This window comes from Sutcliffiella horikoshii (assembly GCF_021991925.1).
GTDB lineage: Bacteria > Bacillota > Bacilli > Bacillales > Bacillaceae_I > Sutcliffiella_A > Sutcliffiella_A horikoshii_F.
Window position 1 is genome coordinate 551,783 of sequence record NZ_RXZI01000001.1, and the last position, 13,839, is coordinate 565,621.

Annotated in this window: 14 protein-coding genes and 1 other annotated feature; all 14 genes read left to right on the plus strand. The window is 41.1% G+C overall.

Going from position 1 to position 13,839, the window contains the following annotated elements:
* Positions 1-118 precede the first annotated feature (118 nt).
* The 14 genes from ftsZ (at position 119) to EKQ44_RS02760 (ending at position 13,664) form a co-directional block, all read left to right on the plus strand.
* The gene (gene ftsZ / locus EKQ44_RS02695) at positions 119-1,294 is read left to right on the plus strand and encodes a cell division protein FtsZ (RefSeq protein WP_237661972.1); all 1,176 of its coding nucleotides are present in this window, start codon (positions 119-121) and stop codon (positions 1,292-1,294) included.
* Between the two features lie 405 nt (positions 1,295-1,699).
* A complete protein-coding gene (gene spoIIGA / locus EKQ44_RS02700; protein WP_237661973.1) occupies positions 1,700-2,629 on the plus strand; it encodes a sigma-E processing peptidase SpoIIGA in 930 nt (309 codons plus the stop codon).
* 171 nt (positions 2,630-2,800) lie between these two features.
* Positions 2,801-3,520, plus strand: a complete 720-nt coding sequence (sigE, locus tag EKQ44_RS02705) for an RNA polymerase sporulation sigma factor SigE (RefSeq protein WP_010193070.1) — start codon at positions 2,801-2,803, stop codon at positions 3,518-3,520.
* Positions 3,521-3,659: 139 nt separating this feature from the next.
* Entirely contained in the window at positions 3,660-4,439 is a 780-nt protein-coding gene (gene sigG / locus EKQ44_RS02710; RefSeq protein WP_060665819.1) for an RNA polymerase sporulation sigma factor SigG, read from the plus strand.
* Positions 4,440-4,639: 200 nt separating this feature from the next.
* Positions 4,640-4,900, plus strand: coding sequence for a YlmC/YmxH family sporulation protein (locus EKQ44_RS02715; RefSeq protein ID WP_237661974.1), 261 nt, complete (start codon positions 4,640-4,642; stop codon positions 4,898-4,900).
* A 105-nt stretch (positions 4,901-5,005) separates the two neighbouring features.
* Complete coding sequence (gene pgeF, locus EKQ44_RS02720; protein ID WP_237661975.1) at positions 5,006-5,839, plus strand: peptidoglycan editing factor PgeF; 834 nt, start codon at positions 5,006-5,008, stop codon at positions 5,837-5,839.
* Positions 5,836-6,525 (plus strand): YggS family pyridoxal phosphate-dependent enzyme, encoded by a 690-nt coding sequence (locus EKQ44_RS02725; RefSeq protein WP_237661976.1) that lies wholly within the window; start codon positions 5,836-5,838, stop codon positions 6,523-6,525. The genes pgeF and EKQ44_RS02725 overlap by 4 nt, the downstream gene beginning before the upstream one ends.
* 16 nt (positions 6,526-6,541) lie before the next feature.
* Entirely contained in the window at positions 6,542-7,003 is a 462-nt protein-coding gene (locus EKQ44_RS02730; RefSeq protein WP_237661977.1) for a cell division protein SepF, read from the plus strand.
* A 6-nt stretch (positions 7,004-7,009) separates the two neighbouring features.
* Positions 7,010-7,279, plus strand: coding sequence for a YggT family protein (locus tag EKQ44_RS02735; protein WP_237661978.1), 270 nt, complete (start codon positions 7,010-7,012; stop codon positions 7,277-7,279).
* A gap of 67 nt (positions 7,280-7,346) precedes the next feature.
* Positions 7,347-8,120, plus strand: a complete 774-nt coding sequence (locus EKQ44_RS02740) for a YlmH family RNA-binding protein (RefSeq protein ID WP_237661979.1) — start codon at positions 7,347-7,349, stop codon at positions 8,118-8,120.
* Between the two features lie 79 nt (positions 8,121-8,199).
* Complete coding sequence (locus EKQ44_RS02745) at positions 8,200-8,700, plus strand: DivIVA domain-containing protein (protein WP_237661980.1); 501 nt, start codon at positions 8,200-8,202, stop codon at positions 8,698-8,700.
* Positions 8,701-8,795: 95 nt separating this feature from the next.
* Positions 8,796-9,037 (plus strand) — a binding site (T-box leader).
* Between the two features lie 350 nt (positions 9,038-9,387).
* Entirely contained in the window at positions 9,388-12,156 is a 2,769-nt protein-coding gene (gene ileS / locus EKQ44_RS02750) for an isoleucine--tRNA ligase (RefSeq protein WP_237661981.1), read from the plus strand.
* 129 nt (positions 12,157-12,285) lie between these two features.
* Complete coding sequence (gene lspA, locus EKQ44_RS02755) at positions 12,286-12,753, plus strand: signal peptidase II (RefSeq protein WP_237661982.1); 468 nt, start codon at positions 12,286-12,288, stop codon at positions 12,751-12,753.
* Positions 12,750-13,664 (plus strand): RluA family pseudouridine synthase, encoded by a 915-nt coding sequence (locus tag EKQ44_RS02760; RefSeq protein ID WP_237661983.1) that lies wholly within the window; start codon positions 12,750-12,752, stop codon positions 13,662-13,664. The genes lspA and EKQ44_RS02760 overlap by 4 nt, the downstream gene beginning before the upstream one ends.
* The last annotated feature ends 175 nt before the right edge of the window (positions 13,665-13,839 follow it).

Consider the following 13,839-nt stretch of genomic DNA (forward strand, 5'->3'; position numbering starts at 1 on the left):
GACGAGGAGGCTCTCGTCAGCCCCTAGGAAAGCGAAGCCCAGTGCGGAAAACAACAGCGGTGTTCAACAGTTACTAACTTTAGCTTGCAAGTACTTTCGAGAAATAGGAGGAACAGTCATGTTAGATTTTGATAACAGTATCGATCAATTAGCTACCATTAAAGTAATCGGAGTAGGTGGAGGCGGAAACAACGCTGTAAACCGTATGATAGAGCATGGTGTTCAAGGAGTGGAGTTCATTGCAGTCAACACGGATGCACAGGCTCTTAACCTATCAAAGGCAGAAGTGAAAATGCAAATCGGTGGCAAGTTAACTCGTGGACTTGGTGCAGGTGCTAATCCTGAAGTTGGCAAGAAAGCTGCCGAAGAAAGTAAAGAACAGTTGGAAGAAGTACTTAAAGGCGCGGACATGGTTTTCGTAACAGCTGGCATGGGTGGAGGTACTGGAACTGGTGCTGCACCTGTTATCGCACAGATTGCCCGCGACCTAGGAGCATTGACAGTGGGTGTTGTTACAAGACCATTCACTTTCGAAGGCCGTAAGCGTGCTACTCAAGCAGCAGGCGGTATCGCTTCCATGAAAGAAGCAGTAGATACATTAATCGTCATTCCTAACGATCGCCTTCTTGAAATCGTGGATAAAAACACACCGATGCTTGAAGCGTTCCGTGAAGCAGATAACGTTCTACGCCAAGGTGTACAAGGTATCTCTGACCTAATCGCTACTCCAGGATTAATCAACCTTGACTTTGCAGATGTAAAAACAATCATGTCCAACAAGGGATCCGCTTTGATGGGTATCGGTGTTGCAACTGGTGAAAACCGTGCAGCGGAAGCAGCGAAAAAAGCTGTATCTTCCCCGCTACTTGAAACATCCATCGATGGAGCTCAAGGTGTACTTATGAATATTACCGGTGGAACGAACCTTAGTCTTTATGAAGTACAAGAGGCTGCAGATATCGTAGCGTCTGCTTCCGATCAAGAAGTGAACATGATTTTCGGTTCCGTTATTAACGAGAACCTTAAAGATGAAATCGTTGTTACGGTAATTGCTACTGGTTTCAGTGAAGCTGAAATCAACCACACAAAGCAAGGTGCACGTCCTGTTTTCGGCGCTCAAAAAGCACCTTCACAAAAACCGCAACAGCAGCAACGTGAAGTAAGACGTGAGGAGCCTGTTCACCAACACCAAGAACAGCAACAACAGGAACCACGCCGTCAACAACAGCCGCAACAACAAGAAGAAACGTTGGATATCCCAACTTTCCTACGTAATAGAAACCGCCGTCGCTAATTTCATTAGCTCCCGGCTTCAATCAAAAGCACCAAACCATTGTAAGTGAAAAATGGTTTGGTGCTTATTTATTTAAGAATGTATCGTTTCTATTTCGAATACCGAAATATCACAATAACCCGTTAAAAAGTCACAATAACCCGTTAAAAAGTCACAATACCCTTTGAAAAAGTGACAATAACTACAGAAAAAGTTACAATCAGCCTTCGAAAAGTCACAATCCAAGTATTTAAGCTATTTGTACAAGAACTAAAATCCTATATTCCCCCTCTCTTGTCCCCTCCGACAAATAAGCAAAAAAACCTTCAAAAATTGTATTCTACTATCGGCAGGAACTGACAGACTTTCTACTAGCAGTGATTTATACTAGTTTCAAATCTATAAGGTATAAATGAGGGACTTATTGTGACCGTATATTTAGATGCAATCTGGCTATTGAATTTCGGCTTTGATTTTCTGCTTTTAAAGATAACCGGTCTCATCCTGAAGCGACAGATTGTAACATGGAGGCTATTACTCGGGGCATTCATCGGGTCATTGATTGTAGTTCTCATGTTCACCCCAGCGCAGGTTCTTGTTGCAAATCCTTTTGTGAAAATGCTCATCTCCCTTACCATTATCCTTGCAGCTTTCGGCTTTCACAGATTAAGGACATTTGTAGAAAACCTGACTGTTTTTTATGTAACCACCTTTGCAGTTGGAGGGGGCATGCTTGCTGTTCATTATGCATTACAAGTGGATCAGCGTTTTGCAAATGAAACCATCGCAAGCCTTACAAGTGGACTTGGAGATCCAGTATCATGGCTCTTTGTCCTGATTGGTTTCCCGGTTCTTTTGTATCTATCTAAGAAGCAATTTCATGCAGTGGAAACAAGAAAATTTAAATATGATCAATTGGCCACCATTACCATTACAATCGAAAAGGATGTGATCACTTTACCAGGCTTATTGGATAGTGGAAACCAGCTTCTAGACCCCATCACTAAGACTCCTGTCATGATTGTGGAAGTGGCAGCTCTTCAAACCTTCATCCCTGAAGAAATCATACAAGCTATGGATTCCATTGAACAAACACAAGGTTGGCCAACTTTTTCAGATGAAACCAGGTGGGTCGAGAGAATTAGAATCATCCCATACCGGGCAGTCGGTAAAGATACTACTTTAATGCTGGCAATCAAACCTGATAAGGCAGTCATTCATCATGATAATATGCGCTATGAAACAAGTAAATTCCTATTGGGACTCACTAAAACACAACTATCCTCAGAAGGAGACTACGTGTGTATTCTTCACCCTAAAATGTTACAGGGAGAAGTGGTGGGACAGGTTTCATAAAGAGAGGCTGTTTTCTATATTCCATGTCATTCGTTATATTGCTTACTGTCGTGCTCTTTTCCTTGTGTGCTAAGAAGACTACTTGCATTATCACGACTTTGGAAGGAAAAGCATGTGAATAGCCACAACCATTGGAAAAAGAGCCTAAAGATAATAAAAGGAGGAGTTATTTTGGGGAAGCTAAAAATAAAAGTCACTTATTTATGGTACAAATTATTGATCAAGCTGGGATTAAAGACAGATGAAATTTATTATATTGGTGGTAGTGAAGCGTTGCCACCCCCTTTGTCAAAGGAAGAGGAAGCACACTTGCTCATAAAGTTGCCAAATGGCGATCAAGCAGCAAGGTCCATCCTTATTGAAAGAAATCTCAGACTTGTCGTCTATATTGCAAGAAAGTTTGAGAATACCGGGATCAATATCGAGGATCTAATTAGTATCGGGACAATCGGACTTATTAAAGCTGTTAATACATTTAATCCAGAGAAAAAGATTAAATTGGCTACGTACGCCTCAAGATGCATTGAGAACGAGATTTTAATGTACTTAAGGAGGAATAATAAGGTTCGTTCGGAAGTGTCTTTTGATGAACCTTTGAATATTGACTGGGACGGCAACGAACTGCTGTTATCAGATGTTCTTGGTACAGAGGAGGACATCATCACAAAAGATTTGGAGGCAAACGTAGACCGAAAACTTCTTTTAAAAGCCCTTGAACAATTGAATGATAGGGAGAAACAGATTATGGAACTTCGTTTCGGACTCATCGGTGGAGAAGAAAAAACCCAAAAGGATGTAGCGGATATGTTAGGTATATCGCAATCATACATATCCAGATTGGAAAAACGGATCATTAAAAGACTAAGAAAAGAATTCAATAAAATGGTATAAAAATTTTTAGAGCAATTTTATCAATAATGATAAGGATTGAGAATATTTGTCAGAATAGATAGATTTCTGGATATGCATATTTTTCCCTCCTGAGGAGATACTTAACTCTGAACAGCAACTCCTGTTAGGAGGGGAAAGAATGACACGTAATAAGGTTGAAATTTGCGGAGTGGACACTTCAAAACTTCCTGTTCTTAAAAATGAAGAAATGCGGAAGTTATTTCGTGAAATGCAAAGTGGTGAACTCTCCGCTCGTGAAAAGCTTGTGAATGGGAATTTGAGGCTCGTATTAAGTGTTATTCAACGGTTTAATAACCGTGGAGAATTTGTCGATGACTTATTTCAAGTAGGATGTATTGGATTGATGAAATCCATTGATAACTTTGATTTAGGTCAAAATGTAAAGTTTTCTACATATGCAGTGCCGATGATCATCGGGGAAATCAGACGTTATTTACGTGATAATAACCCGATAAGAGTATCGAGGTCGTTGCGTGATATTGCCTACAAGGCGTTGCAAGTGAGAGAAAGATTGATGAGTGAAACATCGAGGGAACCGACAGCCGAGGAAATTTCAAAAGTGTTGGAAGTGCCACATGAAGAAATTGTTTTCGCGCTTGACGCCATTCAGGATCCTGTCTCACTTTTCGAACCGATCTATAACGATGGTGGAGACCCCATCTATGTATTGGATCAAATCAGTGATGAAAAGAATAAAGATATCCAATGGATAGAAGAAATCGCTTTAAAAGAAGGCATGAGGCGATTGAATGACAGGGAAAAGCTCATTTTGAGAAAGCGGTTCTTTCAAGGAAAAACACAGATGGAAGTTGCTGATGAAATCGGAATATCGCAAGCTCAAGTATCTCGCCTTGAAAAGGCGGCAATCAAGCAAATGAATAAAAATATCCAAAGCTAAACCAGGATAATATAAAGAAAAGAGCCAGTATCCAAAATGGGAAACTGGTTCTTTTTTTCGGACAAGCTGAAATTATTAAGTGGATATCAATACCTTCTTGATGTTATCGACAGATTACTGAAACTATTTCAATTTCCCTTCATGAAGAAGCAGTCAACTATCATATAGTTTAATATGATGGATAAAATGGGGGAATGGCAATGGTGAAAATATCAGATTTCCAGATGAAAGATGTTGTCAGTGTGTCAGATGGGAAGAAGCTTGGAAATATCGGTGATATCGACATTAACTTAACCAATGGCAAAATAGAGGCCATTATCATAACAGGCGGGGGAAGGATGCTTGGTTTCTTTGGAAAAGACGAGGAAGTAGTCATTCCATGGCGTAATATTGTTAAAATTGGTGCAGATGTGATACTTGTTCGTTATCAAACGAAGGTGGAAACTGCTTATGAAGAATAAAACGCGAAAAAAGCTGTCGAATCATACAATATAATTCAATGTTAGTAGAAAAATGTGGTACAATATGAAGGAATATCAGCGTAACCAATAAAGAAGGTGTCGACTATGACAGAGCCATTTGTTCTGGAAAATGAACAAACATTGTCCCTCCATAAATGGAAGAAGCTTCAACCAAACTTGGTTGTCGGCTTTACTACTAAAAACGGAGGAATCAGTGAAGGACATTATAATACACTGAATATGGGCTTGCATGTAAAGGATTCTCAAGATGCAGTATATCAGAACAAAAAGACTGTGGCTGAATTGCTGAACATGCCCACCGAGAATTGGGTGGGCTGTGATCAAACCCATGAAGATAATATTGTGAAAGTAGACGAGTCATATAAAGGCAAAGGCGTATTTTCATACGATACTGCATTGACAGGAACGGATGGCATCTACACAGACAGAGAGGACATATTGCTTACTCTTTGCTTTGCAGATTGTGTACCATTGTATTTTTTTGCCCCGGATCATTCCATAGTAGGGATTGCACATGCAGGTTGGAAAGGTACGGTAAAAAATATAGCGGGAAAGATGATCAAGTTATGGAAGTCGGAAGGAATAAAGGAAGATTCTATACTTGTGGCAATAGGGCCTTCCATTTCTGCAGAAGCTTATGTAGTGGATCACTTTGTTGTAAATAAGGTGAAAGATGTCCTTCCAACTATCAATCAGGACAAGTACATGAAGGAAGTGTCCGAGGGGCAGTTTGCATTAGATTTAAAAAGAGTAAATTATGAACTTCTTGTGCAGGCAGGGGTCAAAGACGAAAACATACTTTCCAGCTCTTTTTGTACAAGCAGGGCGGATTCTTTATTCTTTTCCCACCGACGTGATAAAGGCAATACTGGAAGAATGATGAGCTTCATCGGTTTGAAAGGGGCGAATCGAAAATGAGCATTCTGGATTCGGTTGAAAATAATCTGGAAACGATTCAAAAAAACATTCGTGATGTGTGTGAAAATGTGGGTCGTTCCCCTGAGGAAATAAATATCATTGCAGTTACTAAGTATGTGTCAGCTGACAGGGCGAAAGAAGCTGTAAAGGCCGGGGTACATCACCTTGGAGAAAATAGGGACGATGGATTACTTGAGAAATGGGAGGTGCTTTCCAATAAAGCAACCTGGCATTTTATCGGGACATTACAATCCAAAAAAGTAAAGAAAATCATCGATAAAGTGGAGTATATCCATTCCTTAGATCGCGAATCACTCGCGGAAGAGATACATAAACGTACAGAAAAAACCGTAAAATGTTTTATTCAAGTGAACGTTTCAGGAGAGGACTCCAAGCATGGATTGCCAAAGGAAGAAGCGTTGGCATTTGTCCGAAAACTAGAAAAATACACTAGTATCCAGGTGGTTGGATTAATGACGATGGCACCTTACACCGACGATGAAGCAGAAATAAGAAATTGCTTTCGTGAGTTAAAAACACTGCAGGGTCACATCCAGGAAATGAACCTTCCATATGCACCATGTAAAGAATTGTCAATGGGAATGTCCAACGACTATAGAATAGCGATTGAAGAAGGTGCCACCTTTATCCGAATTGGAAGTGCGCTTGTTGGAAACGAACAATAAAGTGGAGGTGTAAGGTATGACAATCAAATCTAAATTTAAAAGTTTTTTTGCTTTGGATGATGAAGAATATGAATACAAAGAAACAGATGCCTATGAGGAAGAAGAGGTAATGGAAGAACCAAGAAGAACAAGATCGGGCACAACCCAACCAACAAAACAAAATGTTGTAAGCTTGCAAAGTGTTCAAAAAACATCCAAAGTGGTTCTATATGAGCCAAGGTCTTACTCGGAAGCACAGGATGTTGCCGACCATCTGAAAAACCGGAGGGCAATCATTGTCAATCTTCAAAGGATTGATATGGATCAGGCTAAGAGAATCGTGGACTTCCTCAGTGGCACCGTTTATGCCATAGGTGGGGATATTCAGCGAATCGGGCAGAATATTTTCCTATGCACCCCTGATAATGTGGATGTATCGGGATCCATTTCCGAGATTATGCAGCAAGAGCAAGAAAACTTTAGTGATAAGAGGTGGTAGGCATAAATGTATATGTTTTTTAATTTACTTAATCAGTTAGTTTTTATTTACACAATCGCGTTAATCATCTATATTTTCATGTCTTGGTTCCCAGGTGCAAGAGAATCTTCATTTGGAAGAATTTTAGGGCGTATTTGCGAGCCTTACCTAGATATGTTCCGTAGAATCATTCCACCGCTGGGGATGATCGATATTTCTCCAATCGTAGCAATCTTTGTCTTACGCTATGCAGTATACGGTCTTCAAGCACTATTTCGTATGCTAGGTCTATACTAACCATAAAAGTAGGGAATCTCCTCAAGGCGGATTCCCTATTTAACTTTTCTATGAGTAGAGTGATATTATGAGTATTTATCAACATTTTCGTCAAGAAGAACATGATTTCATCGATCAGGTATTGGAATGGAAAGACACCGTGTTGGAGCAATATGCCCCAAAGCTTACGGACTTCCTTGATCCGCGCGAGCAAGATATTGTGAAAAGTGTCGTTGGAAACAATGATGAAGTGAATCTTGCATTTCACGGTGGAGCAGAAGGGGCGGAACGTAAACGTGCTTTACTATATCCACCTTATATTGAACCAACCATCGACGATTTTCAATTAAAATCGTTTCAGCTATCCTATCCCGATAAATTTGTACAGATTGAACATAGACAGGTACTTGGTTCATTAATGGGGATAGGATTGAAAAGAAGCAAGTTCGGAGATATTTACTTTCATGATAAACATGTTCAGTTGGTTCTTGGGGCTGAGGTAAGTAAATTTGTCGAACTTCAACTACAAGAAGTGGGAAGAGTGAAGGTAACTCTTTCCGAAGTCCCACTTGACACCTTATTTGCGGCAGAATCCAGCTGGGAGGAGAAGTCAACAACAGCAGCATCCCTCCGGCTCGATGTCATGATAGCTTCCATTTACAATCTGTCCAGACAAAAAGCTCAATTACTGATTGACGGGAAAAAAGTGAAGGTCAATTGGAGGCTTGTTGAGCAGACAGCTTTTGAATGTCAAGAAGGGGATATCCTTTCTGTAAGGGGATATGGTAGAAGTAAACTACTTACCCTTGATGGGAAAACAAAAAAAGATAAATGGAGAATTATTGTAGGAAAACAAAAATAATTTATAGCTAGGCAGGAAAAATTGGATACCTGTCGAATAATGTTAAGTAATAGTAGAGATTTTAATGGAGGTGGCATCAATGCCCTTAACACCGCTTGATATTCACAATAAAGAGTTCAATAAGGCTTTTCGTGGTTATGATGAAGATGAAGTAAATGAGTTTCTAGATCAGGTAATCAAGGATTATGAAATGATTTTACGAGAAAAGAAGGAACATGAGGAAAAGGTGAAAGAATTACATGACCGCCTATCTCATTTCACGACCATTGAGGAAACATTGAATAAATCCATCTTGGTGGCTCAGGAATCTGCAGAAGATGTCAGAAGGAATGCTCAAAAGGAAGCGAAGCTGATCATTAAAGAGGCAGAAAAGAACGCAGACCGCATCATCAATGAGTCCCTCTTAAAGTCAAGAAAGTTGCAAGTGGAAATCGATGAACTGAAAAAACAATCAAAGATTTTCCGTAACCGTTTCAAGATGCTTGTTGAAGCACAATTGGAATTGATTGATAATGACGATTGGGAACATTTGATGGAATACGAGGAAAAAGATAAAGAATTAGAAGAAAGTGGCGTATAACCTTGACGATATAAGGTTATATTCAGTATAATAACGAAACAAATCAAAGTTTTTTCATATCATAGTTTAAATGAACTTATTTACATTATACAAAATAGAAAGCGTTGATAGGGACAGTAGTTTCTCTTATCACTTATTGAAGCGAGTCGGGGATGGTGGAAGCCCGGTATAAGGAGAGGAATGAACATCACCCTAGAGCATTGGACTGAAGGCTTGATAGCTTGTAAGTTCAATCGTCACATTCACGTTACGAATGCTAAAGTGGACCGGATACTGTATCAAAAAAACAGTTTGGTCAATTTAGGGTGGTACCACGGGAGATCCTCTCGTCCCTTTTTTGGGATGAGGGGATTTTTTTATTTATTTGGCTCTGTTAAAGCATACTGTTGGTTTTTAGTTGCAACTTAGCTGTTGATTGGAGCAATAGGCGAAGACTCCTGAGGGAGATAGCGTTTAGGGGAGACCCCGCAGGCGCAAGCTGAGGAGGCTCCCAAACGCCCCTAGGAAAGCGAAGCCTAGTGCGGAAATCAACAGCGGAGTTTAACAGAGCAATTTATTTTAAGGTAAAGAGTTTCATATCTGTATGAGGAAAGCGAAGCAGTTTGCAAAACTTAACAGTGGTGTTTATCAGATCATTATTTTATGAAAAAACAACAAATTAAAAATGTGAAAGTTGGAGGAAATACCATGGAATACAAAGATACGTTATTAATGCCAAAAACCGAATTCCCTATGCGCGGAAACCTGCCGAACCGCGAGCCACAGCTACAACAAAAATGGGATGAAATGGACATCTATAAAAAGGTGCAAGAACGCACTAAGGACCGTCCGATGTATGTATTGCACGATGGACCTCCATATGCAAATGGAGACATCCATATGGGTCATGCGCTAAACAAGGTCTTAAAGGACTTTATCGTGCGCTATAAGTCCATGAGTGGATACCATGTTCCATATGTTCCGGGTTGGGATACTCATGGTTTGCCAATTGAAACAGCTTTAACAAAAAACAAAAAAGTGAAACGCAAGGAAATGTCTGTGGCAGATTTCCGTAAATTGTGTGAAGAATACGCCTATGATCAAGTAGACCGCCAGCGTGAGCAGTTCATGCGACTAGGGGTACGTGGAGACTGGTTCAACCCGTATATCACATTAAAGCCAGAATACGAAGCACAGCAAATCAAAGTTTTCGGTGAAATGGCGAAAAATGGCCTGATCTATAAAGGATTGAAGCCTGTATACTGGTCCCCGTCCAGTGAATCCGCGCTTGCTGAAGCGGAAATCGAGTATCAAGATAAGCGTTCTCCTTCCATCTATGTAGCATTTAAGGTAGAAGACGGAAAAGGAGTGTTGGACGGTTCCGAAAGCTTCATCATCTGGACGACTACTCCTTGGACGATCCCGGCTAACCTTGGAATTGCCGTAAATGCGGATCTTGATTACAGTGTGGTAGAAGTGAACGGTGATAAATTCATAATTGCTGCAGAGCTTCTAGAAACGGTATCCAGCACGCTTGAGTGGGAAGATGCCAAAGTGGTAAAAACATTTAAAGGTGCAGAGCTTGATCATGTTGTTGCCAAGCACCCACTATATGATCGTACTTCCTTAGTAATGCTCGGTGACCATGTCACAACAGACGCTGGTACTGGTTGTGTACACACGGCACCAGGTCACGGGGAAGACGACTTTATCATCGGGAAGAAATATGGTCTGGATGTTTTGTGCCCGGTTGATGCAAAAGGAAACATGACAGAAGAAGCACCTGGCTTTGAAGGGCTATTCTATGACGAGGCTAACAAGCCGATCACAGAAAAACTTCAAGAAGCAGGAGCACTTCTTAAATTGAACTTTATCACTCACTCCTATCCGCATGACTGGCGTACAAAGAAGCCGACCATTTTCCGTGCAACGGCACAATGGTTTGCATCAATCGATAAAATCAGAGATCAATTGCTAGAAGCAGTGGCAGAGACAAAATGGGTACCGGCATGGGGCGAAACGCGCCTGTATAACATGGTACGTGACCGTGGCGACTGGTGTATCTCCCGTCAGCGTGCGTGGGGTGTTCCGATTCCGGTATTCTACGCAGAAAACGGACAGGAAATCATCACGGATGAGACAATCAATCATGTATCTTCACTTTTCAGGGAGCATGGCTCAAACATCTGGTTCGAAAAAGAAGCAAAAGACCTGCTACCGGAAGGTTTTACGCATGAAGGAAGCCCGAATGGTACATTCTTCAAAGAAATGGACATCATGGATGTATGGTTCGATTCCGGTTCTTCCCATCAATCCGTCCTTGAAGAAAGAGATGACCTGCAACGTCCGGCTGACCTATATCTTGAAGGTTCTGACCAATACCGCGGATGGTTTAACTCTTCCTTGACAACCAGTGTAGCAGTGACAGGAAAAGCTCCTTATAAAGGGATTTTAAGTCACGGCTTCGCACTGGATGGGGATGGACGCAAGATGAGTAAGTCCCTTGGTAACGTAGTTCTTCCATCCAAGGTAATGAACCAGCTTGGAGCAGACATCCTTCGCCTATGGGTGGCATCTGTTGATTATCAATCGGATGTTCGTGTTTCTGATAACATCTTAAAGCAAGTAGCTGAAGTGTACCGTAAGATCCGTAACACTTTCCGTTTCCTTCTTGGAAACCTTGCTGATTTCGATCCTACTCTACACGCTGTAGAGATGAAAGATCTACGTGAAGTGGACCGCTATATGATGGTGAAGCTTAACAACATGATCACAAAGGTGAAGAAATCCTATGAAGACTATGAATTTGCAGGTATCTATCATGCGGTTCATAACTTCTGTACGATTGAACTAAGTTCTTTCTATCTTGATTTTGCAAAGGATATCCTTTACATTGAAGCGAAAGATCAGCATGACCGCCGTGCTATCCAGACAGTTCTATACGAGACATTACTTGCTCTTACAAAGCTTGTGACACCGATCCTTCCTCATACAGCTGATGAAGTTTGGTCCCATATCGAGTTTGTAAAAGAGGAAAGCGTGCAGCTGGTGGATATGCCAGATGTATTGCCTGTTGATAATGCGGATGCAATCGAAGAAAAATGGGATAAATTCATGTCCTTGCGTGACGATGTTCTGAAAGCCCTGGAGGTTGCACGTAACGAAAAGGTGATTGGTAAATCGCTTGCTGCGAAAATTACGTTGTACCCTGATGCTGAAACAAAGACATTGCTTGATTCCATCGAGGAAAATGTTCAACAGCTATTTATCGTATCTGGTTTAGAAGTAGCCGGTCTGAAGGAAGATGCTCCTGAGAATGCCCAAGCATTTGAAGGCGTCGCAATTTCCGTAACTCCAGCCGATGGGGAAACATGTGACCGTTGCTGGGTTGTAACACCAACAGTAGGTAAAGATGCGGATCATCCGACACTATGTGTACGCTGTGCTTCCGTTGTTAAAGAGAATTACACTGCATAAAAGAAAACCGCTGACATTTGTCAGCGGTTTTTATATGGAAACCAATCTGTCAATACTTCAGCTTTATTTACTACCCTCTATTTGCTATAATTCAAAAGTACATATAAAAAGCTGGGGGTATTTGTCAAGATGTATTATCTTATTGCACTTGGAATTATCATTCTCGACCAACTAACAAAATGGTTGGTTGTACGATACATGGAGCTTGGAGAAAGCATTCCGATCATACATAACTTTTTGTACTTATCCTCCCACCGCAATCGTGGAGCTGCCTGGGGGATATTAGAAGGCCAGATGTACTTTTTTTATATTATTACAGTAGGTGTTGTAATCGGACTTGTTGTGTACTTGCAAAAGTTGCCTAAAGACCAACCTTGGATGAAGCTTGCATTGAGTTTGATGCTAGGAGGGGCGATCGGTAACTTCATTGATCGAGTGTTACACCAGGAAGTGATTGACTTCATCAACACTTTCATATTCACCTATGATTTTCCAATATTCAATGTGGCGGATTCTGCATTAGTGATAGGCGTTGGAATCATATTAGTCTTAACGATACTTGAAGGCAAGAAAGAGAAGGAGTTATCAAAAAAATGACAGAAACCATGACGATTCAGATCGATGAATCACAGAAGAATGACCGTATCGACAAGGTGCTTTCCACCCAGAATGAGGAATGGTCACGCTCGCAGGTCCAGCAATGGATCAAAGAGGGACAAGTGCTTGTAAACGGAGAAAAAACAAAACCTAACTATAAGTGTAGTGTAGGTGATGACATTACCGTTACCATACCCGAACCGGAGGCATTGGATGTAGTGCCAGAAGAGATGGACCTTGATATTTACTATGAAGACGCGGATGTCATTGTGGTAAATAAACCGCGAGGCATGGTGGTCCATCCTGCAGCAGGGCATGCGACCGGGACACTTGTAAATGGTTTGATGGCTCATTGCAAAGACCTCTCAGGTATCAATGGTGTCTTAAGGCCTGGCATAGTACATCGAATTGATAAAGACACATCTGGGCTTTTGATGATCGCAAAAAACGACTTTGCACATGAAAAACTTGTCAACCAGCTTGTGGCAAAGACTGTAACACGGAAGTATCAAGCAATTGTTCACGGTGTTATTTCCCATGACGTAGGGACTGTCGATGCTCCGATCGGCCGGGATAAAAAAGATCGCCAAGCGATGACAGTGACAGATGAAAACAGCAGAAACGCCGTCACTCACTTCCGGGTGATAGAACGATTTAAAGATTTCACGCATATTGAGTGCCAGCTTGAAACCGGGCGCACACACCAAATTCGTGTCCATATGAAGTATATTGGGTATCCTTTAGCGGGGGACCCGAAATATGGTCCGAAAAAATCACTGGATATTGAAGGACAGGCTCTTCACGCGGGAATCCTTGGTTTTATCCATCCACGTTCGGAAGAATACATGGAATTTGCGGCACCTAATCCGCCAGAATTCGAGCGCGTTTTAAAACATTTAAAAAATCATTGACATCCTAAAGTTATTTTGAGATAATCATTACAGTTGAATAAGACCTTTAAATGACAGTCCCGTGAGGCTGAGAAGGTAACGGCATATGTGAATGGAGAAGCTATATCTATAGCCACCCCTCTATTTTCATGTACAAAAACCTCTCATCATACGGTGAGAGGTTTTTTGTTTCTCG

Coding starts and splice junctions, on each gene's coding strand:
- EKQ44_RS02740 (WP_237661979.1), top strand. CDS start 7,347: ATGAGTATTTATCAACATTTTCGTCAAGAAGAACATGATTTCATCGAT.
- EKQ44_RS02735 (WP_237661978.1), top strand. CDS start 7,010: ATGTATATGTTTTTTAATTTACTTAATCAGTTAGTTTTTATTTACACA.
- EKQ44_RS02715 (WP_237661974.1), top strand. CDS start 4,640: ATGGTGAAAATATCAGATTTCCAGATGAAAGATGTTGTCAGTGTGTCA.
- pgeF (WP_237661975.1), top strand. CDS start 5,006: ATGACAGAGCCATTTGTTCTGGAAAATGAACAAACATTGTCCCTCCAT.
- EKQ44_RS02760 (WP_237661983.1), top strand. CDS start 12,750: ATGACAGAAACCATGACGATTCAGATCGATGAATCACAGAAGAATGAC.
- EKQ44_RS02730 (WP_237661977.1), top strand. CDS start 6,542: ATGACAATCAAATCTAAATTTAAAAGTTTTTTTGCTTTGGATGATGAA.
- sigG (WP_060665819.1), top strand. CDS start 3,660: ATGACACGTAATAAGGTTGAAATTTGCGGAGTGGACACTTCAAAACTT.
- EKQ44_RS02725 (WP_237661976.1), top strand. CDS start 5,836: ATGAGCATTCTGGATTCGGTTGAAAATAATCTGGAAACGATTCAAAAA.
- ftsZ (WP_237661972.1), top strand. CDS start 119: ATGTTAGATTTTGATAACAGTATCGATCAATTAGCTACCATTAAAGTA.
- ileS (WP_237661981.1), top strand. CDS start 9,388: ATGGAATACAAAGATACGTTATTAATGCCAAAAACCGAATTCCCTATG.
- lspA (WP_237661982.1), top strand. CDS start 12,286: ATGTATTATCTTATTGCACTTGGAATTATCATTCTCGACCAACTAACA.
- EKQ44_RS02745 (WP_237661980.1), top strand. CDS start 8,200: ATGCCCTTAACACCGCTTGATATTCACAATAAAGAGTTCAATAAGGCT.